A 24,391-nucleotide genomic window follows, 5' to 3' on the forward strand; every position below is an offset into this window, starting at 1 on the left:
GATAACTGTAAAATATTTGAATAAATTCAATTTAGTTACTTTCATACAAGGCTAGTGGGTCAGTCCCCCGGTGCGGTAAAGCTTTACATCACCGGGGGACCTATCCTTTTTCCTGCCGTTCTCATCACCCGTATTGGATTTGGTCTTTTGCATATACCAGTAGTAATTCCTATGATAATAAGCTATTGGTTTTTGACGGATGTATATTTTAACAATTTCTTCGAGCTACATCTAAAACGGAATAATAGAAAGACGAAAACCGCGACAAATTGACTGCCGTTTTACAAGTAACCTGTTAAATCGCCTCTGTATTTAATATTAGTATAAACATAGGGCGTATCAGTTTATATTTGTAAAGTGGAATTATAGAATAAAGGGAGCAGGATAAAACGAATAAATAAAAGGAAGTGCTCGCCTTGGATCAAAAGTTCGTAGGTTATACTTTGTTACAATCTGTACCATTTGGAAATGAAATGTTAGCTAGCCGGTTAGTGATGGCCCCAATGACAAGAATGTTTTCGCCAGAAGGTATCCCAGGAGATAATGTTGCACAATATTACCGAAAGCGTGCAGAGAATGGGATTGGGCTCATCATAACTGAAGGGACAGCGATCAATCACCCAGCGCAGCAATGAGCCCCGATATTCCCCGTTTTTATGGTGAGGAAGCATTAAATGGCTGGGCAAATGTAGTGGATGAAGTCCATCAAGCAGGCGGCAAAATCATTCCACAATTATGGCATGTAGGTGCTGCCCGAAAAGCAGGCAGTGAACCGAATATTGACGCACCTCCTGTCAGTCCGTCCGGATTTTCTTTAAGAGGCCAGAGAAATGAGAAAATAAAGACTTTAACGAAAGAAGAAGTTTCTGAAATGATTGATGCATACGCCGAAGCGGCAGCAAATGCGAAGCGCATCGGCTTTGACGGAATTGAGTTGCATGGTGCACACGGATACTTAATTGATCAATTTTTTTGGGAACTAACGAACAAACGTACAGATGAGTTTGGCGGAGAATTAGGAGAGCGAACAAAATTCGCAACAGATATTGTTCGTGCTTGTCGGAAAGAAGTCGGGCCTGATTTTCCAATTGTCTTTCGTTATTCACAATGGAAAGGAACCGATTATCAAGCTAAATTAGCTAAGAACTCTAATGAGCTTGAACAATTGATTACCCCATTGGTTGAAGCTGGTGTAGATATTTTCCACTGCTCTACAAGACGAATATGGGAACCTGAATTTAAAGATGAAGATCCATCATTAACCTTAGCAGGCTGGACTAAACGAATTACCAATAAACCAACGATTTCGGTCGGTTCTGTCGGAATTAATCGCGCCTATCTGAGCAATCAGGATAATGATCATGTAACAATAGAAGACAATCTCAAAATTGTAGATGAAAAAATCAAAACAGGCGAATTTGACTATGTAGCCGTTGGCCGTGCCATACTAGCTGATCCAGAATGGGCAGTAAAACTCAAAAATGGTCATCTTAATCAAGTCGTGCATTATACAAAGGACTCCGAGAAATACCTGATTTAATTACATGTAGCTTTGATATATTAGTGTCACTCCTCGAATAGGGAAGAATGTTTAAAGGTCCTGTTCCGATCATTTGCGTGAGGAAATATTATTCTAATGAAAACAGCACCATCCACACTAAATGGAATGGTGCTGTTTCTATTTAAAGAGATAACCTCACTTGATTTTGGCACTGTTCACCGTAACGTACCTATATGTGGTTCTAACTAGCGCTAATTATGGGGAATATAGGAATAATCTCTCTTTTATACCGTCCAAGACCTCATCTGGCATTTCTCTAACCTTGATATCCCCACCTAGGAAAAGCAGCCAATTGGATATTTCGGCCATTTCTTCTGCGTTATTTACATTGATAAAAGTCTTTAGAACGGCTGTGGTTTGGTATGGATTCGTATAGGAAATGGAAAGTTTTAAAGGATGGTATCTTTTGAACTGGGCAATCGCCTTTGGACCCAGTTCAAGGACAAGATCGAATTCTGGCTATGGTGCCTGTCACCGCCCATGGCAGCTAGTTAGTGAAATATGCAGGGAAGATATAGAGGATTAACCTTACTATCTTTTTTTACCTAAGTGTGCCTATGTTTAAGAATAATAAATAAAAATACCAAGTCATTTGCTGCACAGTACAACCATACTTATATTGTAGAAAATGGTATTGATAGGAGGATTTGAATAGAATTTAGAGAATTAATAAATAGGATTAAATATAAAAGTTGGAGGAAGAAGCTGTGGATAAGCTTATTGATAAAAGAGATTTTAATGATTTAGCTGATGAAGTCCTTGAAGGAGAAATAATTAATCCTGAGATAAAGAAAAACATAATAGAACAAAGTTATTCCGCATATAAAGAGTCTATTAAATCAATGGACTTTGATAACAAAGATATTACAGACTTGACTCGAGAGCTTCTTCAAGCATATAAGGAAAAGCTATCTGACAAAAACTTGAATTGGGACCAGCAATCAGAAATTATGGACAGAATGGAGAAAGTATTAGAGCAAAAAGTTAAAGATGCTAAAGACATTAGAACAAAACACTTTATGTTTTTAGCATTAGGCCTATCTGTTGCAGCAGGTGCAGTTGGAGCTACCGGGGTAACACTTGCAAAGCATGGACCTGAAGTATTAGGTAGAATATTTGATAAAACAAGAAGTTTGGTAAATAAATAATTTACACTTTTTTATATGTATCCTTTGAGATGTTTTTATAAAGTATCTTTTATTAATCGCTATAACTTGCTTCGCAGTACAAATAATACTGGTAATAGATTAGACTTCGTAGAGACGATTACTTTTATGGGTGGTCGTCTTTCTTATTTGACACATACTGTTTAGCAAAGATTTTCATTTTTAGTATACTTTGTGAAGCGATGAACATAAACTAATAAACTGTTGGGGAAGAATTTTCGCTAATTCGCGTAGATAAAATGAAATATTTGGATATTTGTGTTAAAATTTGTAGAAAAGGAAACTTACACACAGTTCATAAAATTTTTAAGGCTTAGGAGGAAATTTCTATTGTCTAAGGCATTTCAAGAATACATAACTTTTTTGCGGCAAAACGAGGAGAAGTTTGAGGATATTGAAAAAAAATTAGCAAATATCACTTTACAGAACTTTGTAACAATTGAAGAAACTAGTAACACTTCAGGTAGACGTGGAAAATTAATTGCAAGTTTGATAGAAGAGATTGGCGATTCAGTTGAATCTACTCTTTCATTAGCTGAAGATCATAAAGTAGTAAGCGAAAATAATATAAAGTTTTTATCTGAGTTATCAGTAAAAAACTTCAGAGGGTTCTCCGATGAAATTAAGTTTGAATTTAATAAGCCCTATATTTTTGTTTATGGTCCAAATGGAACCGGTAAATCCAGCCTCTGTGAAGCTTTAGAATATTCACTTCTAGGTACAATTCATGAGGCTGATGCAAAACGAATTAATCTTGATACCTATGTTAAAAATGCCTATACAGGAAATGCGGATAAGCCTGTTTTAAAAGGTGTTAACTCTGATGGGGTTCCATTTCAAATACAGCCAATGCCACAAGTAAATGAATTTTGCTTTATTGAAAGAAATCGTATTGAAGGTTTCGCACGTGTTTCTGCTAATACGCCACAAGCACAACAACAACGTCTTGCTTCGCTATTCGGACTTGATGATTTCAACAGATTTGTTAATAATTTTAATGAACGAATTGATAATTATCTTGAATGTAATGGAAAACTTTCAGAAGAACTTTCTGAAAAAGAAAAACAAATTGAAATTCATAAAAATAACTTAGAAATGCTTCCTCACCATAGAGAGGAGGTACTTAAACAGACAGAACAACTGCTAAACCAATATACAGATGTCGATAGCTTAGATGAGTTAAAAATAAAATTAAATGGAACAGATGAAAAACAAGGACTTATACAAATCAATAATGCTCGTATTGCGCAATTAGAAAATTTAAAACAAAAAACTGATCCTGGGGTAGATGAAGTAATAGATAGTATAAAGCAATTAGGCTTGTTGACTCAGGAACGTAATGAAGCTACAAACTTAGTAAAAGATTATAAAAATGAAATTTCTTTAAAGGATCTATATATAGCAATCTTATCAAATGAAGAAAAATTCCAAGATGTTTGCCCGGCATGTGAATCACAGTTATATGTAAACGGCGATTTAGTAGTTCCTTTAAATCCATATTCAAATGCCACTAAAAAAGTCGAAGAATTTGATAAAGCTATTAAATTAGAAAATAGATTAGATGAATTAAATGACAATATTCCCAACAGGTTACAATTTATAGAAAATAAATTTATTCAAATGGTAGCAATTTCTGAAACAATTGAATTCCCAGAAGCAGAAACTATTGAAGCCTTATATAAACTATTCCAGGATAAGGAAGAGGAGCGTATACAAAATGATATTATTGCTACTCTTTTGCACCAAATAGATACTTTAACTGCCTTTAAAGATCACCTTGCTGAAAATAACCAAAAAATCTCTGGAAACCAAGTAGAAATTGAGAATTTAAAACGAGAAAACCAACAATTAGATTATAAACTAGAAGAAATCTCAACTTTGAATGTACAGATTAGAGCATTAAACAAAACTGAAAGCGATGCAAATATTGCAATAGAACAATTTAGTAATGAAAACGAAGAATTAATTGAAAAGGTAGGTAAAGAAAAAGAAATTGTTGCCCTCAATTGTCAATATAGAGATGCATATGTTTCTTTAAGAAATCGTCTAGTAGAATATAACCGTCATTTACCAGCTTTATTTGCTGCTAATTTAAATACTAAAACGTTAGAGTTCTATAACTCAATTAACAAGTACGACCATCCATCCGATTTAATCGAAGAAATTTCGCTTCCTGATAGTTCAGGTAAAAAGATAGAAATTCGTTTTAAAGATGGCGAAAAACTAGATGCTTTACATGTTTTAAGTGAAGGTCATATCAGATGTTTAGGTTTAGCAATCTTATTAGCTAAAAATACACAGGATGAACTTCCGTTGGTTATTTTTGATGATGTGGTTAATGCTATTGATGATGAGCATAGACGTGGCATTATTGAAACTATTTTGAGTAGTGAGTTCAATAATGGAAAACAGTTAATTATCACTACTCATGGTGAAGAATTCTTAAAGCAATTGGAAAATAACATTGTAAAAAAAGAATATCCAAAACTGGTAACAAGAATTGATTTTCTGAAAACAGAGGAGTCCAAAAAAATTAATGTGAGATTAAATGTTTCTAGAAATTATTTAGTCCTAGCAGAACAAAGGTATCAAGAAGGTCAGATTCGTGAAAGTCTTGCCGTTGGAAGAAGAGCATTTGAACACTTGGTTCGTACAATTTGGAAAAGGTTATCTAACAAGTACAACTTTCGAATTAATGTATCGATGAGTGGCCCAGATAGACCTCCTGAATTAATGGCAACAACACTTGGTCTAGTCAACTTTATTAAGAAGAACAAAATAGAAAATCATGAAGAGTTAGCTTCATTATTAGAATCATTGTTGGAAAAGGAGAAAATACACCCTGTAATTTGGAGATACCTTAATAAAGGTACACATGAAGAGGAAAGAGAAGAAGAGTTTGAAAGGAGCGTAGTGAAAGATGTACTCGAATTATTAGAACAAATTGATGAAGTTGTCATGAATAAATAAAATCGGTTATCGAGATTTGTAATAGTAGTATTTTTCAATTGTAAAAGCGCTCTTTGACTGAGCGCTCTTTTTTGTTATTTTTGTTATTTTGTTCCCCATCGATTTTTTAAATAAAAAAGATGCCTACTTTTGATATGAATAGCTCTTTATCTTCTACACAATAAATTCCTGACACGTTTTTCTTACACTTTCTAATTCAATTTGAGTTACTTAACTGTCAGGTTCGGTGTAGTTAGCCCACTTTTCCTTTGCCCATAAGGTTAATCTTGAAACTGTACTTGGAATAGGATTCTCCTCTACCTCAAACGATTCTAGCTCTTCTTAACTTCGTCAAATAGGGAGGAAAGTATAAATCTGACCCGGGGCTAAGGAGAGTTGATTTTGTGAATTTAGGAGAGCAAATATTATCAGATTTACTGGCAGCTTTAATAGAGTTATATCCTAACATTGAAGTGGAAAATACAAAAAGTAAATTGTCTACTGTACTAACAGAGTATTATATTCAAAAAGTTGAGTTAGGCGAGGTACATCCAGATCTTGAGGATAAAATACAACTGTTTATATCAGCAAAACGACTTGAAGGATTGAGTTCTATTACTCTAGACAACTATTTCTTAGAATTAAGTATGTTTGACGATATCGTAAAAAAGAAGGCTGGGGATATTGCAACTGCAGATGTTCGAATGTATCTAAGTCAAGATGGGACCTTAAAAATAAGTACAATCAAAATGAAACTATCTATTTTAAAGAGTTTCTTTAGTTGGTTAGCTTCAGAAGAATATATAAAACGTGATTCAACCACTAAATTAAAAGCTCCAAAAGATGAATACCGATTTCCTAAAGCCCTATCAATAGAAGAGTTGGAAATGCTAAGAGAAGTATGTGAAACGGTTAGACAACGTGTTTTTCTTGAAGTATTGTATACAACTGGCTGTCGTTTATCCGAAGTTCAAGGATTAAATAAAGCTGATATCAATCAACACAATATGAGTACATTAGTTATAGGTAAAGGCAATAAACAAAGGGAAGTCTATTTCTCAATAAGAGCTATGTATCATTTAAATAAATACTTAAAACAACGAGAAGATGACTGTGAAGCCTTAATGATTACAGAGAGAAAACCTTATAGAAGATTATCTAAACGAGGAATTCAAAGGAAAATAGGAGTAATAGCTCAAAAAGCAGGTTTACAAGATAAAGTTAGTCCTCATGTTTTAAGACATACGTTTACAATATTAACATTAAATAATGGAGCTGAAATAATAGCTATTCAAGAGTTGTTAGGTCACAGTTCACCAGACACTACACTGAGGTATGCCAAAATACTCATGAACGAAAGCGTGAGCAGCATAAAAAATACTTAATTCAATAAGATTTGTTTGTTATTAGACACATACTGTTTAATAAGATTCTTTACTTTTGAATGATTTTGAGAAGGAATGTACATAAGTTAACCGTAGAAAAATTTAATGAAAACGCTGGATTTTAATGGTAAAATATAATAAACAGTAGAGAAAAAAGTGAGTATTTGAAGATAATTAGTTGATTAAGAAATGTGGTTTAAATAATTTGAAATGCTAAGGAAAACTTCACTATAGGTAATATTTTATTGAATGAGAAAAAAGTGGTAGGGAGGAAAACATTGTGAGTCAAAAAGTTGATTCCAAGGATTTTAAACTAGTTAAGAGTAATCCAAATCCAAGTAAGAATAACAATAATGGATCATCTGGAATAGAACTAGTAACTAAGATAGCACAGCAAGTACCAGTAGAAGTTTGGATAGCAGGAGTATCCGCTTTATTAGATCAGTTTAAGAAACACTCAGATAATGAGCGAGAAGGAAAAAAGAAAATTAGAGAAACTAGAATTGATTTACTGTATTTGGAAATCAAAAATTTAATTGAAAATATTCATAAAGACGAGGCTAAAGAAGACTTCAATCAAGAAAGAATTAATAAGTGGTATGACCGTCTTGATAAGAAAGAGTTAGAGCTGAAAGAAATGCAGGATGATGCAGATGGTTTTGCAAAAGGATTGTTAAAACTTACAAACCAATTTGTTGCAATGAGATTTAGAAGGTAAGACATATTTAAAAAGAATGCTTATTATGATTTATTACGTCATCTTTTGGAACAAAAATTGCTCATAATAAAGTTCAAAAAGCAGTTGCTGTAGTACAAAAATACTGGCAGACACAACCATTAAGTGACGATTATTTTTAGCCTAACTGTTGGAATATTATCAAAAATATAATCTAAACAATATATTCCAGATTGGAGAATTTGTATTATGAGCGAATGGGATTTCCTATGGGATTTAAGTGGGAAAGATCTTGAAGATGCAATGACATCTGGTGGCACAGCTAATGATTGGGCTTATGTTGAAAAACAAGAGAGAAAAAAGCCAAAGGTAGAGTGGGAAAAACTTAAGTCCTTGAGAGATGGTGGACTAATTTCGAAAGAAGAGTTTAAAAAAAGAAAAACGGCTTTATTTTCAAATGATATTAATGTTTAAATGTGATATTACTTGAATTGGCTTTTTGATGAGCGATAAAGCAATATTTGTTGCTTAGAATTCTTAGAATTGGATGGTGTTCTTCGGTTATTTAATTGGTTAAGTGAAGCGTCTAGTTGATGTGTTTCCTCGATCCCATTTGACTGTAAACAATCATAAATCTATTCATAAGTTGACCAAGGAGTTGTCGAATGTGGCAACTTCTATTTTGATACATCACAGATACTATAACAAGATGGAAGAGAATCAACTAATACCACAAAATTATTTGCTGCACAGTACAATGATGCTGGCTATTTATTTGTTAAAGGGGAATGTAAATGATACCAAATGATCATGCAGTGATACTCTTTAAATTTGGAGCTCTAAAATGGATGGATAAAATCAGGCAGGGAAGTATTAGCTTTTCTTGCCCTGGTAAATACATTCAGATAGCTAAAAAAACAGGTAATGATGAGCAAGGAGATGTAAATGAAGGGGTTTTTGCTAGGTTAAGGAAAGGTGACAAGAAAATAAAAGAAATGCAGGCAAAATTAAAAGATGACTTAGAGATAATAGATGATGGGGAATATGTAATGTTAAGAAGGTGGTCCTCTTATTACATCCCAACATTTTGTTTTTATTCTTTTCGGATAGTCGATATGTTGGATAATGATATTACTGAAACCGGTTTTCAAACCATACATCATTATTTTGACGATAGGATGTATAGCGGATTTGGAACCAGAAGTGTTAGGAATGTTTTAAGTAAAGATAACGTACCTGCCTATTTAATTTTACAAGTCAAGCCATTTATAGAAAATCTCATGAAGAATCTAGCTTTAAGTGTGATCGGTGCTGAAATCAGACACATTAACTATACTGAATATCAAAAGGAAGAATTTTTTATATATCCAACTGAACGGAGAGATGAGTTGTTTTACAAGTTCCCAAAATATGCATATCAAAAAGAAGCAAGAGTCTGCCTTGTAAGAAAACCTTTAAATAACATTCAAGAAAGATTAAATATTTATATTGATCCTATGGATGAAAAAGATGCCTTCATTACAAAAGATGAGTTTCATTTTGGAGTAACAGCAGATTTTTATGAGAAAAAAGAAGAATAAATTGATTTCGTTTTTGGTGAAGAAAGATAAATTCTCTACTAATATCTTCAATGAAACATAAAATATCAATTGTATCGATTAAATTGATGAATGCACTAAATAAAAGTATATCAAGGCCTTGCCTTTGGATGAATGAACCGAAATATAAAATATGGATAATTAGTAGAAATACTTTGGGGGAGATTAATAGAGTATTTATTAGTGCTTCAAAATAACAAATTATAAGAGGTTTTCTTAAAATCAAGATATACAAATAAGGGCGCTAATGTGGTTAAGCAAGACGAAAAAAACTACAGAATTAATTGCTGCGCAGTACAAGGAGAAGGATTGATAAGAATAAACAATAAATAGACACAAGTTGGCAAGAGTTCAAGAGAGCTATGCTGAGCATGCTCTCTTTTATTTATTGGCTCTATTATAGTTTATTGTTGTTTTACGATATTGTTCAATTAGTAGAAGTACCTGTCACCGCCCGAGTTTAGTAGATTTTTGTCGAAATAAAAAAGGCAGTCACCATTCTGGAAGTTACCTAGCGCTTTTGTGTTGGTTAGTCCAGTTTACGCAGCCTCAATACTAATGTATCATGAATGATGATGTCCAAATTATTCCAAAGGAGTTGTTGAATGATGTCAATTAGTTTGAATCCGTATTTGTATTTTGACGGTAACACGAGAGAAGCGGTCCATTTTTACGAGAAAGCGCTTGGCGGGAAAGTGATGGGTATCATGACGTACGGAGATATGCCGGATGACCCGAATCATCCGTTGACGGATAACATGAAGGATCGCATTATGCATGCACACTTGAAAGTCGGCGATGCGGATCTCATGTTCTCCGATACGTTTGCAGGCATGCCTTATCAGCCAGGCAATACGATTCAGATTGCCATCCATCCCAAAGAAGAGGCAAGAGCGAGAGAAATCTTCGCTGCTTTGGAAGACGGCGGACAAGTCGTTATACCCCTTCATAAGACGGATTGGAGCCCCTTGTACGGGATGGTAAAGGACAAGTTCGGGGTTAATTTCAATGTGAATGTCCAAGGTGAGCAGCCGCAGTAATAACAAACAGACTTCCGCTTCACCAACAAACAAAGCCTCCTGTTCGCGAATGGACAGGAGGCTTTGTTTGTTGCAAATACATTGGTTGTGTGTCGGCGTATTATCGATAGTTCTGTACTACAACGATAACGACCCACCACATTTCCATGTTGTTGGGGAGTACTAGACTAGAATAGAGATTGAGAATGGGGCGTACCTAAAAGGGGACAACTCGTTACCAAGAAGTATAGAAAAGGATGTTCTTGAGTGGCTTGGGATGTGGCGAAGTGATTTTATGAATGGGTGGAACGATGTGTTGAGATTACCAGAATTCCAAAGTCTTGACTGGATACTGCATCAGCCATTACGGATGCTAATAAAAGACCCGGTTAAGCTGACGGAAAACGAACGCCGATACGCAATGAATATACTAACGCACACTGATTTTGTTATTTTTAATAAACTGGACAAAATGCCTGTCATGGTTGTCGAGGTTGATGGACATGCCTACCATGCCGACAATCCTGTCCAGTTAAAGCGTGACAAAATGAAGGATGAAATTTTGCGGAAATATGGGATTCCTATCATCAGAATGAAAACTACTGACAGTAGGGAAGAGGAACGGTTAAAGGAAATGTTGAATGATATATTTAGGAAAAAATCAGATTTTGCAGAACCAATAGGTTCATAGAAAAAAGGGGGCAGGTACCACAATTAGACATTTTTCTGAAAAGGTACCTGATACCCCGGATACTCTATTAATTACACATTTACTTATCTAGGTGTCTGCCTTTGGATTAATGAATTTACGTTTTAACTACCCTATCTATTTGACGTCAGAATCTGATCATCCGACCACTTAATTAAATAATTAAAGACTGCCATACTAAAAGCATTATAGCCTTCTGCAGTTAAATGGATGCCGTCCTCGCTGATTAAATTAATTGAGTCACCGGCTTTTTTTATTGCCGTTCTAACATCAATTTTAGGTACCTTTAACTCATCTGCCAATTTATTCAGATGGTGGTTATACATTCCATGCCAGTGTTGAATGCCCCCCAATTTACCAATCCAGTTCCCAATTGAAGGGCTATATTGGGTGGAAATGGTCTGATAATATCTAACTGGGTCTAATGGTGGTAGGGTAGCTATGATTGGTATAATACCACTATCTCGCATTTTTTTAACAATTTCACTGATATTCGCTAAATACCGTTGGAGAGAAACGATTGCTTGATGTTCCTCCTTGGGCTTTTCGATAATTTCATTCCAGTTAAAATTGCAGTCGTTTCCGCCAACTTCAATAATCGTAAAATCGGGATGTTCATTTAGTACATCCTTTTCAAGTCTTGACAACATTAAATCAGAGTTATCATTAAAAACTCCTTTGTTAATAACGGTAACATCATTTACTTCCTGCTGATTAAATAACTCTTGCAAGAAAGCAGGATAATTTTCCTTCAGGATTCGCAATCTCCCTTTTACTACGGAGACCCCACGTGTTAAACTATCGCCAAAACAAATAATTTTCATTTATATCACCATTCTTAGGCGGATTTTCTTTTAATATAACATCTTCATAAAATGAATAATAATTACATTCGTCATCTTTTTGATAATAATTAAATAGTGGACAGATTTTTTGTCACATTTATGAGGTTAGCTAACTTCAACAATAACGCCATTGTTGATACCTGTTATTTGTAAAAGTTATAAGAAAGAAGTGTAAAACACTAACATTAGATAAAAATATCAGTCTTCCGTTATCGGGCCAAATTAGTTGGTATAAGTTTTGAATTACCATACTAGTTTTCAAGTGAAGGAATTGTTGAAGAATGAGATGGTTAAGGAGAAAGTTATCAATTAAATATTAGAATAATTAAGGAGTGCTAGGTAAAACCAAAGGGAAATTTTAAAAGCCAATCAATTATTGGAGATGGGCGAAGAAATATTGGAAGAAGCAAAGCAGATTTTTAGAGGTGTGGATTGCCAGTATACACATGCAAATGTGTTTGCTGGCAATTTTTTTTTATCATCTTGCCAATAATATCGCCTCTTTTACAATAACGGGTTTGAAGGTTTTAATCATCACTCAAACGTCCCGATGAATCTTCTTTTTATGACACCTCGCTCCATTGAGGGCTCCTCTAGATATTGGTCAACATTCCTAGCAAATTAAGGACACGGCAGACCATCAACTTTAAATATTTTTAGGGCTTTTGGGACTTATTTTGCATTTGACCGAGATAGGGACAAGTTTCGACAGCAGGGCTGTCTTATAATGTATATACGCATTGCCTACAAATGTAATTGGGGGGAGAAGATGAAGGTTGAAAATTATTTTATTAGAGAGGCTTTGTCTGTTCGATGGCCTGCCTCGATGGAAGAGATATTGTTCAGTGCATTGGAGTCAACTTATCCATTTTTCTTATTAATCGACGGGGAGAAAATAGTAGGGTGTATTAAGCGTGAGACGTTATATACCAAGATAAAAGAAGTGGGGCTAAATAAGATTCGCTTCATACCTATGGAAAGTATATCGACAAATGTTTCTGTAGTTACTAAAGAACAGATAACTGAAAAGCTGGATGATACCAACAAAATCATTGTTGTTAAAGAGGAAACGGGGAAAATCAAAGGGGTATTTGACTTACGGATCCATACCAAAATACAGGAAAAAGTCGGTGAAGATAAGTGGTTGTTTAAGGAAATGCAGGCTTTTTTTGATGAGTTCTTTCTTAGTGTTTTTGTGACTGACGAAAAAGGAAAGGTTATCAGTGTCACTTCTCAGGACGATCAGCAGCATTTAGGTAAAAATGTGTTTGATCTCGAACAAGAAAGAGTTTTTTACCCTTCCATCACTGCCAAAGTTCTGAAATCAGGCAAGCGGGAAACAGGCATCCAATATACTAAAAAGGGTGAAATTTTTCAAATTGAATCGATTCCTGTAAAAAATGAAGCAGGAGAAGTTGTGCGTGTCTTATCGATTACAAAGGATGCCCCGGAATTGACACAGTTGAAAAGAAACCTGGAAGAAACAAAGGCACTGCTTGACAGTTACCAAAGAGAGATCGCTAGTTTCAGACAAGATAAATACGAAGATAAAGCTCTAATATTCAAAGACAAAAAGATGGAAGAGGTTTTTGAACTCATCCGTTCGGTTGCTTCTGTAGATACTACCATTCTTATTCTGGGTGAAACCGGTGTTGGAAAGCAAATGGTGGCAAACCAAATCCATTCCATGTCTCATCGGAGAGACAAACCATTTATCACCATTAATTGCGGAGCGATACCGGAAAATTTATTGGAAACTGAGCTATTTGGTTATGAGGAAGGTGCATTTTCCGGAACACGGAAAGGTGGGAAACTGGGACTCCTTCAAATTGCAGATAAAGGGACCATTTTTTTGGATGAGATTGGCGAACTGACTCCTACATTACAAGTTAAACTGCTGCGAGTTTTACAGGAAAAAGTCATTATGAAGGTTGGCGGCACAAAAGAGCAGAAAATTGATGTAAGAATTATTACTGCTACGAATAAGGACCTGAAGAAAATGATTCTAACCGGCACTTTTCGGGAGGATCTGTACTACCGAATCAATGTAGTTCCCATCCAAATTCCCCCCTTACGCGAAAGGAAGGAGGATATCCACGCCTTATCTTATTATTTTCTAAAAAGATTCAACAAAAATTATCAAAAGTACATCCAACTACTCCCAAACCAGCTGGAACAATTGCTGGGCTATTCATGGCCGGGTAACGTTAGGGAGCTGGAAAATGTCATCGAAAGAATCGTCGTCCTTGAAAAACCAATTTTCTTTGAAAAAAAAGAGCCGGTAGAGTCCTATTTTCATGAACAGAGCATTTCCAAAGACCAAATAACTAATCTTACCGAAACCATGGAAAAAATAGAAAAAGATATTCTTTTAAAAACAATGGAGCACTGCTCCACAACCAGAGAAATGGCCAAACGACTCGGAGTCAACCAATCAACGATTGTTAGGAAACTGCAGAAATTCGGAATTCGCTAATCTGGCTGCAATCCGTTATATAGGAAAAAAGGGATATCCCCTTGGTAATATGATGCATGCCTGCATCAAAATCGATGCATGATGCCATCATACCGCTATCACTTTACTGAAAATTCAATCTACTATAGAGTGCTAACCAGTATTTCAATGTTGGCATGATTCTTGCTTTTAAGATTAATAGAGAGTCAACTAACTAGTCAGGTGCATCAAAACCTTATGCACAGTAAAAATAAAATATTTAAGCGCTTACAAACAGTGGATTTTAAAAAATGAAAGAATGTAAAACACATAATGAGGTGTATGTTGTGATGAATCTAACTAAAAGAGATCTAAAAACAGAGGTCCGCGTGGGGATTGATACAGGGGGAACTTTTACGGATTGTGTTTTATGGCGGACTGGCGAAGAGCCGATTGTGGTCAAAGTGCCTTCCACTCCGTCCAACCCAGCAGAAGCAATTATCAATGGCCTCGAACGCCTCTGTCTTCAAGCTGGAATCCCATTAGCAGATGTTCATTTTCTTGTCCACGGAACAACGGTAGCCACAAATGCGATGCTGCAAGAGCAATGGGGAAAGGTAGGGCTGATAACGACCAAAGGGTTTCGTGATACATTAGAAATCGGAACCCAGATGCGCCCGGAATTATATCAGCTCCACCAAAGAAAGCTTCCACCCATTGTCCCTCGAAACTTAAGGATGGAGGTAACAGAGCGAATTGATCCCCAAGGACAGATTGTGCAGGAGCTTAACCGGGAAGAAGTATTCCAGGTTATAAACGAGATGATTTCCAATGATATTGAAAGTCTGGCGGTTTCTTTCCTATTTTCCTACGCAAATCCAGAACATGAAAGAATGGTTCGTGAAACTGCCGCGATGATAAATCCGGACCTTTATGTCTGTATTTCGTCAGAAGTGAGCCCAGAATTTCGAGAATATCCTCGGACACAAACCACCGTGATTAACGGCGCACTGGCTCCTGTTGTCCGCCGCTACATTCAATATTTGCGGAAAGAACTGACTGCTAAAGGAATTGGCGATAAAAGACTGAATATTATGCAGTCCAATGGCGGAATTGTATCAGGGAAAGAAGCAGAGGTTTCTTCCCACCATTTACTGCTAAGCGGACCGGCAGGAGGGATTGTTGCCGCATCTGAAATTGCTAACCAGGCTGGGTTTCCGAATGCCCTGACTTTTGATATGGGTGGGACTAGTTCCGATATCGGCCTGATTGTGGAGGGCAAACCGCATATTATTCAGGGAACAACGATTAATAATGCCTATCCGATTCAAGTTCCGACGATGGACATCCATACGATAGGAGCTGGTGGAGGGAGCATCGCTTGGAAGGATCAAGGCGGAGTGATGAAGGTGGGGCCTAAAAGTGCTGGGGCTATTCCTGGTCCAGCTTGTTATGGTAAGGGAGGAATGGAACCGACAGTAACTGATGCTAACCTTTTCCTGGGCAGGCTGGATCCCGATCATTATCTTGACGGTGATTTTAACATCTATCCTGGAAGTTCATACCAGGCATTAGAAAAATTAGCAAAAGAACTTGATTTAGATGTGGAGCGGGTTGCTTCCGGAATCTTGGAAGTTACCAATGCCAATATGGCCGGGGCACTTCGCGTCGTTTCCAGCAGGCGAGGTCACGATCCCCGCGACTTTGTGCTTATCGCTTTTGGTGGAGCGGGTCCGCTTCATGCTACCGCTCTTGCACGGGAATTAGGTATTAAGAAGGTGGTTATTCCTGCCTTACCGGGTGTTCTTTGTGCACAAGGATTACTGCAAAGTGATATCCGGCATGATTTCACTCACACCGAAGTGGCTGCACTTGAGATTGCTGATTCCTCTCGTATTGAAAGTAATTTTATAGAATTAGAGACTCGTGGAACTCATCTTCTTTATGATGAAGGAATTTCACCAGATCGAATGGAAATGCAAAGGTCAATTGATCTCCGCTATAAAGGGCAAGAGTATTACTTGAATGTTCCTATTCAAGGAGAAATTTCGGCAGACCTGCTTAAGGTGGCGGCAGAGCGGTTCCATTTGGTTCACAAAAACACCTATGGGCATGCCGCACCCGAAGAACCTGTGGAAATCGTTAACTTGAGGATCTCCGCCATCGGAAAAATTAGACGGTTCGAAAACAGTTTGCAGGCACATCCTGAGGCCGCAATTAGCACCTGCGTCCCTATTAAGCACCGGCCTGTTTATTTTAACGGGCAAGGCTGGGTAAGTACTCCTATCTATCGCAGAAGTGATATCCGACTAGATATGGAGATTCAAGGTCCTGTCATCGTTACTCAGATGGATACGACAATAATTGTTGAACCAGGGCAGAAAGTCTACGCCGACATACTTGGAAATTTAATCATTTCAATGGAGGGATGAGCATGAAAAAACAATCCCAGGTTTCACCTCAACCATTAGTAGATTCGCAGCCTTTACCCGAAAAAGAAGAGTTCGATATTGATGCGATAACCTTTGAAGTCATTTATAGCAGCTTGCTCGCTGCAGCGGAAGAGATGAGCAGTGTGCTTGGAAGGAGTGCCTATTCACCGATTATTAGGGAAATGATTGACTATTCCTGCGGGCTCTTTGATGCAGAGGGGAACTTGATTGCCCAGGCGGAGAACATTCCAGCGCATTTAGGGTCGATGGGCACCGCATTAAGGGATCTTTTTAACGACTTTCCGCCACATACGTTTCAGCCAGGAGATGCCTATCTGATGAATGACCCATATCGGGGAGGACAGCATACACCCGATCTTCACATTTTTACTCCGGCTTTCTATGAAGGCGAACTAGTGGGAATCTGCGGTACCATCGCCCATCATGCGGATATGGGTGGAAAAAATCCCGGCACTGAAGGGTTCGATAATAAATCAATTTTTGAAGAGGGGCTTAGAATCCCACCCGTGAAATTAGCCGAACGAGAAAAGATCAATGAAGCCATTACCACCATTATTACTGGAAATGTCAGGGAACCCAAAGCCACAATGGGAGATATTCGCGCGCAGCTCGCGGCTTGCCGATATGGGGAAGGCCGCTTAAATGAGATAGCAAACCGATACAGCAAAGGCATGTTAACCGAAGTAATGAAACGTTCATTGGATTATTCAGAAAAAAGGATGAGGCTAGAGCTGGAGAAAATGAAGGATGCAGAGGCAACTGTCAGCGGCTGGCTTGATAATGATGGAGTTGGGCATGACCCTGTTGAAATTCGGATTAAAGTGAAAAAATGCGGAAAGGACATTGTGGTTGACTTCACAGGCACCGCCCCGCAAATGGCAGGGGGGATGAATGTCCCTCCAGCAGCAGCGTCCTCGGCTGTACTTTTTGCCATCAAGTGTGTAGTTGACCCAGGAACCCAACAAAATCAAGGCTGTTTTCGCCCAATTACCGTTATTCTTCCAGAGGGCAGTCTTGTGAATCCGAACTTCCCAGCTGCTGTCAGCCTCCGTCATTTAGCTGTACAGCGAATCGCGGATACGATTTTGCGGGCACTTTCTGAATTATATCCTGAGCGAACCGCTGCGGGGACGTTTGTTGGTTTTTCTAGTCTTGCCATCGATAGCTGGCACCCTGTTCATGGCCACCCAAGGGTAATCCAGGATGACCTTGGCGGCGGAATGGGGGCATTCCCATATGGTGATGGCATTGATGCCGTTGATACACATTGTGGAAACGTGGCCATTCTGCCTGCTGAAGTATGCGAACTATCCTATCAGGTTCGTGTTGTCTCAACGGAATTAATCTCTGATTCCGGCGGGGTGGGTAAATGGCGGGGAGGTTTAGGAATTAGAAGAGTTTACGAAATTCTAGAGCAGACTCATCAAGGACTCGTTTACACAGAACAATCGAACCCAGATTTTGCTCCTTGGGGATTAGCGGGAGGGGGTTCTGGTAAGCCGGCCAATATTCGGCTCGTTCGAAGAGATGGACAGGAGGAAGAGATGGATAAAGGGTATTTTCGGGCCCTTCCAGGGGACCGCATTATCATAGAAACATCAGGAGGCGGAGGATTTGGGGATCCTAAACAGCGAGAATTGGAGTTCATTTTTAAAGATGTAAGAGAAGGAAAGGTGAGCAGGGAAGCGGCAGAGAAAGTTTACGGCGTCACAATTAGCGGGTGAAGGATGCTGGAGGCTAAACAGGCTATTTTTTTCAAACAGATTTAGAACGAATAGAAGGAGGGAGAAGTAATTAATGGCGGGCGAAACTAAGACGAATTCCAATGTGAATTCCATCGAGGAATTCGGTTATAAGCAGGAGTTAAAACGATCACTGACATTCGGCGATTTATTTATCTATGGCGTTTCTTTAATGGTTCCAATCGCACCATTTGGCATTTATGGTTATGTTGCTCAGGCTTCCAACGGGATGGTAGGACTCGCCTACTTGATCGGTATGGTGGGGATGATTTTCACCGCCTTGAGCTACGCAAGGATGTCAGAGGCATTTCCAATTGCCGGCTCCGTCTATTCTTATGCTCAACGTGGAATCAGTGACAATGTTGGCTTTATCGCTGGATGGATTCTTCTCCTCGACTACATCTTTGTTCCTACCTTAATCTATTTGGTTGCCGTGGCTGCTCTCAAGGGCATATTGCCGGAAGTTCCTTCTATTGTTTGGTTAGTATTTTTCATTGGCATCAATACGGTCCTCAATGTAGTCGGTGTAAAGGTAACGGCAAAAGCCATTAAACTGATAACGTATTTGGTTTTAATCGTTTTGGCTATCTTTGTAACGGTAGGTATTATTGCAATTGTCAATGGGGTTAATGGGGCAGAATTTTCGTTTAAACCTTTATTCGATCCGGAGCATTTCAGCATGGGATTGGTAATGGGTGCTGTTTCAATCGCAGTCCTTAGTTTCCTCGGATTCGATGCCGTTTCTACCCTTGCGGAAGAAGCGGAGGGAGAGCGAAAACTAATCGGAAAGGCAATTATCTTTTCTCTAATTGCTGTTGGGCTGCTTTTTATTGTTCAGACATGGGTTGCCGCACTCATTTATCCGGACTATAACGGCTTTGACAATCTTGACACTGCCTTTTATGTCATTGCTGAGATTGCCGGGGGTCCATGGCTTAAGTGGCTGACTGCAATTTCCATGGCAATCGCGTTTGGTATTGCCGATGCACTAGTTTTCCAAGCGGCTATCTCAAGATTATTGTTCAGTATGGCCAGAGATAAAAAACTGCCAGCTTTTTTGGCGAAAGTCCATCCGAAATACAAGACACCGTATACAAGTACAATTCTGGTTGCCATCTTGTCGTTCATTGTAGCTATGATGTTTTCAGCACATCTTGGCACACTGACATCGTTGGTGAATTTTGGGGCGCTGACGGGTTTTATCCTGTTGCATCTCTCGGTTATTAATTATTTTATCTTCCGGAAAAAGAGCAGCAATTACCTGAATTACTTGATTTTGCCGATAATTGGTTTATTAATCATCTGCTATGTTTGGTACAGTTTAGAATCCTTATCCAAAATCATTGGCATCTCTTGGGTCGTAATTGGCATTGTTTATATGTTGATTATTAATGCGAAAAATAAAAAAATACCAAATGAAATAACTAAAGGACATGATTCGAACATGTAAAAATATGCTGGATTCTACTAGAGGAAGCTAGCACAAGGGGGTATATCGAATGAATAAAATTGTTGTATTAGGCGGTACAGGTACCATCGGGCAAATGATTGTTAAGGATTTAGTAGAAAGCGGCATGCATGTGATTGCAGCTGATTTGAATTTGGCCAAATTAGAAGAATTAAAGGAACAGACTAATCATCGAATCGAAATTGAATCGTTAAATATTCAAGATAGTAATAAAACGAAAATGGTTTTGTCAAAAGGGAAGGTTTGCATTAATGCTACCAATTATATTTTTAATATTAATGTCATGAAAGCAGCAGCGGCTGCCGGGGTGAGTGTCCTTGACCTTGGAGGTCTTTATAACCTGACAAAAGAGCAGCTAAAGCTTGATCAACTAATGAAAGATTCCAATATACTGTCCATTGTTGGAATGGGGTCTGATCCGGGAACCTCAAATATTTTTAGCCGATATGGTGTGGAACTGCTTGACGTCGCGGAGGAAATCCATATTCGGTATGGATCCTCGACTTCTGGTGTAACCTTTCCCTTTGCTATCGATACGATTATCGATGAAGCAACAAAAAATGCCGTGGCGGTTAAAGAGGGAACCGTCCTTGAAATCCCTCCGCTCGCCGATGAAGAGCTTACGTTTTTTCATGAAGACGTCGGAGCACAAAAAACCTATTCCATTATTCATTCAGAATTAGCTACATTGCCTGACAGCTTTCCGGAGGTAAAAACCATTACGTACAAGGATTCTTGGGATCCTGCCACGATTGAAAAAATAAAAACCCTGCATTCTTTAGGACTGTTACAGACCGAACCAATTGAAGTTTTAGGAGAGAATGTTTCGCCTCGGAGGCAAATTGTTTCCTTTTTGCAAAAGCTGTTAGCTTTGAAAGAAGAACCAATTTGGGGGAAAGATTCATTGCTTGTTGAGGTAATAGGCTGGAAGAATGGAAATAAAGCCTCTGTGAAATTAGAATTACTCACAGATTATCAGCCAAAATGGAAAGCCAGCGCTACCCAATATGCAACAGCCATCCCTGCCTCTATCGTCGCCCAAATGATCATCAATGGCGAGGTAACGGAAACAGGTGTAAAACCACCCGAAACATGTATTGATCCAAAAACATTCCTAGCCTACCTCAATCAAAAAAATGTCAACCTGCATATCACCTACACCGAAACAGTTACACCAAACCGTGATACAGCTAAATGGCAAGAGCCTAGATTTGTCGAAACGACCATTGACTGACACATACAAAGGTTCGAGTCGCTTTTAGTGATTTTGGAATCGGCTTTTGCTAGTTTCATTGCAGGTATCCTGTCATTTAATCGAAAGGTAGCGAGCGCAGGTGGATATTTTTTGTCTCGCCGCCCCCCTTGAGGGGCCGTCTATTAAAAGATGGTTTTCATTACTTGTCCCCTATGATATTTAAAAGAAGTGAAACGAAATTCAATTGAAAAGGTTTAGCGGCGTGTGTCTATAAAAAAACTATATACCATGATAAAAATAGAGTAGCTCTCTGCTGGGGCTACTCTATTCATGGCTATGGGGTCAGTCCCCCGGTACATTAAAGCTTTACTTTACCGGGGGACTGACCCCTTTTTTCAGTTAATTATTAGGAATTTCAGAAAGTTCAACCATTATATTCAGAAAAATGATATTGACTTTCATTCTCAATTGAAATAAAATGATTTTTAGAGTTAAATGAAAATGATTTTCATTATTAATCTTATAATAATTTAAAGATTAATAGTGTACATAGGAGGAAATTATGAGGAGCAAGCTATTTACTACTCTGGTGATTTTACTTACAGCTTTTATCGTCCTTCCAAGTAACAGTTTTGCTACTAGTGCATCGGATGATATGCAGCGAGCAAATAATATAATTACTCAAACTATACAATCAGTGGATAAAGGAGAAATGGATGTAGCCTCCGAGCAGTTCAAGACCTTTAGTACCACATGGCTATCAGTAGAAGATGGAGTTAAAAAACAATCACAGCAGGCTTATCATGATATTGAAGATAACATGGGGCAAGTATCATTTGCTTTAGCTCAACAACCAATAAATCAAGACAAAGTGAAAAATGCTCTTTTAGAATTAAAATACATTAATCAAAAGTTTATAGATGGAAAGTTTACCGCAACTTCCGATAAAAGTAACAACAACTCTGCCCAAAAGGGAGATGTAGCTGAACTAGTATCATTGCTAAATCAGTCACTTTCAAAAATCAAGAACAATAATATTCAGGGAGCAAAAGGAGATATTGAACAATTCCGAAAGTCCTGGTTGAATGCCGAGGGGGTAGTCCTAACACAATCCTCGAAAATATATGGTGATGCGGAAAGGGATATGGTTGCGTCATACTCGATGCTATCCTCCAATGATATATCAGGAGCGAAAAAGACAATCGAAGGAATGCGAGATTATCTTTCGCCACTTGTATCAAAGACAAGTTATAACATGATGGATGCAATTACGATTCTTCTGCGTGAAGGATTAGAGGGATTGCTTGTCGTTGTCGCCTTGCTTGGATTTTTAAGAAAAGCGGGTCATGAAGAGAAAAGCAAATGGATTTGGATCGGGGTAGGTTCAGGAATCGGAGTAAGTATTATTCTTGGGGCTATTGTGAACTTGTTATTTTCAGCGGGAGCATTTGGAAGTAATAATTTCTTAATTGCAGGCTGGACTGGGGTTTTTGCAGCCGTCATGCTGCTGTACATGAGCTACTGGCTTCATAGTAAGTCAAGTATATCAGAATGGCAGAGATACATTCGTACGCAAAGTACAAAAGCTTTGGATACAGGAAGCCTTATCTCTTTAGCTCTTTTATCTTTTCTTGCTGTTTTTCGTGAAGGTACAGAAACAGTCTTATTCTTTATTGGCATGGCTTCTTCGATAAAGATGACTTCTCTTTTATTGGGTATTGCCATTGGACTTTTAATACTGGTTATTTTATCTTACCTCATCCTTAAGGTAGGGTTAAAAATTCCGATGCGTCCATTCTTTTTGGTATCAAGTATTCTAATGTTTTACTTATGCTTCAAATTTACAGGCATGGGGATTCATGGATTGCAGCTTGCAGGACTATTACCTGCCACCCAAGCACCAATTCCAACGATTGACTTTTTTGCCCTATATTCAACCTGGGAGAGTTTTATCCCACAGATGATCTTGCTAGTTGTTGCGGCATCTGCCGCAATAGTAAATAAAAGAAAAGACTATAAAGTAAAGTTACAAACAGGGGGAAACTTAAATGAAAACGCGTAAATTTATCGTTCCAATTTTATTAGCATCTTCTTTAACATTGGCTGCGTGTGGTGGAGCAAATACAGACAAAAAGACAGAGGAAAAAAAGACAACAGTTTCCATTAGTGACGGTGCGAAGGAAATGAGACAAACAATTTCTGATTTGAAAACACAATTAAATACAAAGGATGCTACCAAAGTAAAAGCAAGTGGAGAAAATCTAGAAAAATCATGGCAAACATTTGAAGATGAAGTGAAAGATAAGAGTGCTGACTTATACGGAAAAGTTGAAACACCACTTCATACAATTGAAGCGGGTGCAAAAACAGAACCACTTGATGAACAAACGCTTAATAAAGCAGCAGATGAACTTGATACGGTATTATCTGATGTTGAAAAATTAAAATAACAAACACGCGGTAACTCCCATGGGGGTTACCGCATTTTCTTTTTAATAATGAAAATCTGGCTAATAGACATGAAATTAGCGTCCAAATAAAACCAAATGTACCTCCTTTTAGTACTAAGTTGACAAACTACTGCCATGCCGTCATGATTACGCCGAAAGCAATAAGCGCTACTCCAATTCCATTTACCAAGCTGAGCTTTTCCCCGAAAAAGAAAATGGCTAACAGTGTTGCAATGACAACACTCAACTTATCAACTGGTGCTACTTGAGACACTTTTCCCACTTTTAAGGCCATAAAATAAAACAACCAAGAAGTTGCACCTGCCACGCCACTCAAAACAATGAATAGTAAGGTTCTCTTTTCCCCGATAATCACCGGAATTTCACCTAAATTTCCCTCTAAAATAACCACTCCCATTAAAAAGATTGCCATAATGATTGCTCTAATGGCCGTCGCGGTGTTGGCATCAATATTTTGTAAACCTAATTTCCCAAATATTGATACCAATGCAGCTGATACAGCAGATAGTATGGCAAATACAAGCCACGACAAATCCAATCACTTCCTTCCTTCATTTCCTCACTCTACTGTTTCGACTATAAAAACCATAATTCCTTTTCTATGTATTTTTTTCGTTCGATATTTAGTAGTTCAAGAAGCGATTCTTTCTGTTTCTGGTGATGATGCAAATGGAGTGCACCATGATTTATTTCTTCATCTCATAAAATCACCCAATGAAT

The 24,391-nt window shown here is 37.9% G+C and carries 18 protein-coding genes and 2 pseudogenes; 17 read left to right on the forward strand and 3 right to left on the reverse strand.

Annotated features, from left to right (window positions below):
- Positions 1-473: 473 nt before the first annotated feature.
- Positions 474-1,540, forward strand: a pseudogene (locus tag BDR01S_RS18155) (NADH:flavin oxidoreductase).
- A gap of 216 nt (positions 1,541-1,756) precedes the next feature.
- Here the strand turns inward: BDR01S_RS18155 and BDR01S_RS25000 are convergent.
- Positions 1,757-2,011 (reverse strand): annotated as a pseudogene (locus BDR01S_RS25000) (helix-turn-helix transcriptional regulator); the annotation flags it as partial.
- Here BDR01S_RS25000 and BDR01S_RS25860 point away from each other — a divergent pair.
- The 9 genes from BDR01S_RS25860 (at position 1,941) to BDR01S_RS18195 (ending at position 11,045) form a co-directional block, all read left to right on the forward strand.
- Complete coding sequence (locus BDR01S_RS25860; RefSeq protein WP_157413000.1) at positions 1,941-2,087, forward strand: hypothetical protein; 147 nt, start codon at positions 1,941-1,943, stop codon at positions 2,085-2,087. The pseudogene BDR01S_RS25000 and the gene BDR01S_RS25860 overlap by 71 nt on opposite strands.
- A 181-nt stretch (positions 2,088-2,268) precedes the next feature.
- Positions 2,269-2,709 (forward strand): hypothetical protein, encoded by a 441-nt coding sequence (locus BDR01S_RS18160; RefSeq protein WP_066255591.1) that lies wholly within the window; start codon positions 2,269-2,271, stop codon positions 2,707-2,709.
- A 348-nt stretch (positions 2,710-3,057) separates the two neighbouring features.
- The gene (locus BDR01S_RS18165; protein WP_066255589.1) at positions 3,058-5,697 is read left to right on the forward strand and encodes an AAA family ATPase; all 2,640 of its coding nucleotides are present in this window, start codon (positions 3,058-3,060) and stop codon (positions 5,695-5,697) included.
- 383 nt (positions 5,698-6,080) lie between these two features.
- Positions 6,081-7,061, forward strand: coding sequence for a tyrosine-type recombinase/integrase (locus tag BDR01S_RS18170; protein WP_066255586.1), 981 nt, complete (start codon positions 6,081-6,083; stop codon positions 7,059-7,061).
- Between the two features lie 280 nt (positions 7,062-7,341).
- Positions 7,342-7,779, forward strand: a complete 438-nt coding sequence (locus tag BDR01S_RS18175; RefSeq protein ID WP_066255583.1) for a hypothetical protein — start codon at positions 7,342-7,344, stop codon at positions 7,777-7,779.
- 207 nt (positions 7,780-7,986) lie between these two features.
- Positions 7,987-8,211 carry an SHOCT domain-containing protein gene (locus BDR01S_RS18180; RefSeq protein ID WP_066255580.1) on the forward strand — a complete coding sequence of 75 codons (225 nt, stop codon included), beginning with the start codon at positions 7,987-7,989 and terminating at the stop codon, positions 8,209-8,211.
- A 320-nt stretch (positions 8,212-8,531) separates the two neighbouring features.
- Complete coding sequence (locus BDR01S_RS18185) at positions 8,532-9,317, forward strand: hypothetical protein (protein ID WP_066255577.1); 786 nt, start codon at positions 8,532-8,534, stop codon at positions 9,315-9,317.
- Positions 9,318-9,943: 626 nt separating this feature from the next.
- Entirely contained in the window at positions 9,944-10,375 is a 432-nt protein-coding gene (locus BDR01S_RS18190; protein ID WP_066260088.1) for a VOC family protein, read from the forward strand.
- A gap of 295 nt (positions 10,376-10,670) precedes the next feature.
- Positions 10,671-11,045 carry a DUF2726 domain-containing protein gene (locus tag BDR01S_RS18195; RefSeq protein WP_235846607.1) on the forward strand — a complete coding sequence of 125 codons (375 nt, stop codon included), beginning with the start codon at positions 10,671-10,673 and terminating at the stop codon, positions 11,043-11,045.
- 131 nt (positions 11,046-11,176) lie between these two features.
- Here BDR01S_RS18195 and BDR01S_RS18200 read toward each other — a convergent pair whose 3' ends face one another.
- Positions 11,177-11,887: an SGNH/GDSL hydrolase family protein gene (locus tag BDR01S_RS18200; protein WP_066255571.1), complete on the reverse strand. Its 711-nt coding sequence runs from the start codon at positions 11,885-11,887 to the stop codon at positions 11,177-11,179.
- 790 nt (positions 11,888-12,677) lie between these two features.
- Here BDR01S_RS18200 and BDR01S_RS18205 point away from each other — a divergent pair.
- The 7 genes from BDR01S_RS18205 (at position 12,678) to BDR01S_RS18235 (ending at position 23,650) form a co-directional block, all read left to right on the forward strand.
- On the forward strand, positions 12,678-14,384 hold the full coding sequence (locus BDR01S_RS18205) for a sigma-54 interaction domain-containing protein (protein ID WP_066363290.1): 1,707 nt from the start codon (positions 12,678-12,680) through the stop codon (positions 14,382-14,384).
- Positions 14,385-14,692: 308 nt separating this feature from the next.
- A complete protein-coding gene (locus tag BDR01S_RS18210; protein ID WP_066255570.1) occupies positions 14,693-16,774 on the forward strand; it encodes a hydantoinase/oxoprolinase family protein in 2,082 nt (693 codons plus the stop codon).
- Between the two features lie 2 nt (positions 16,775-16,776).
- A complete protein-coding gene (locus BDR01S_RS18215) occupies positions 16,777-18,519 on the forward strand; it encodes a hydantoinase B/oxoprolinase family protein (protein WP_066363291.1) in 1,743 nt (580 codons plus the stop codon).
- 73 nt (positions 18,520-18,592) lie between these two features.
- On the forward strand, positions 18,593-19,987 hold the full coding sequence (locus BDR01S_RS18220; protein ID WP_066255567.1) for an APC family permease: 1,395 nt from the start codon (positions 18,593-18,595) through the stop codon (positions 19,985-19,987).
- 49 nt (positions 19,988-20,036) lie between these two features.
- Positions 20,037-21,239 (forward strand): saccharopine dehydrogenase family protein, encoded by a 1,203-nt coding sequence (locus tag BDR01S_RS18225; RefSeq protein WP_066255565.1) that lies wholly within the window; start codon positions 20,037-20,039, stop codon positions 21,237-21,239.
- A 523-nt stretch (positions 21,240-21,762) separates the two neighbouring features.
- Positions 21,763-23,262 (forward strand): FTR1 family iron permease, encoded by a 1,500-nt coding sequence (locus BDR01S_RS18230; protein WP_066255563.1) that lies wholly within the window; start codon positions 21,763-21,765, stop codon positions 23,260-23,262.
- The gene (locus BDR01S_RS18235) at positions 23,249-23,650 is read left to right on the forward strand and encodes a hypothetical protein (RefSeq protein ID WP_066255560.1); all 402 of its coding nucleotides are present in this window, start codon (positions 23,249-23,251) and stop codon (positions 23,648-23,650) included. The genes BDR01S_RS18230 and BDR01S_RS18235 overlap by 14 nt, the downstream gene beginning before the upstream one ends.
- Before the next feature lie 127 nt (positions 23,651-23,777).
- Here BDR01S_RS18235 and BDR01S_RS18240 read toward each other — a convergent pair whose 3' ends face one another.
- Positions 23,778-24,203, reverse strand: coding sequence for an EamA family transporter (locus tag BDR01S_RS18240; RefSeq protein WP_418303043.1), 426 nt, complete (start codon positions 24,201-24,203; stop codon positions 23,778-23,780).
- Between the last annotated feature and the right edge of the window lie 188 nt (positions 24,204-24,391).

The organism is Neobacillus drentensis NBRC 102427 (genome assembly GCF_001591445.1).
GTDB classification, from domain to species: domain Bacteria; phylum Bacillota; class Bacilli; order Bacillales; family Cytobacillaceae; genus Neobacillus; species Neobacillus drentensis.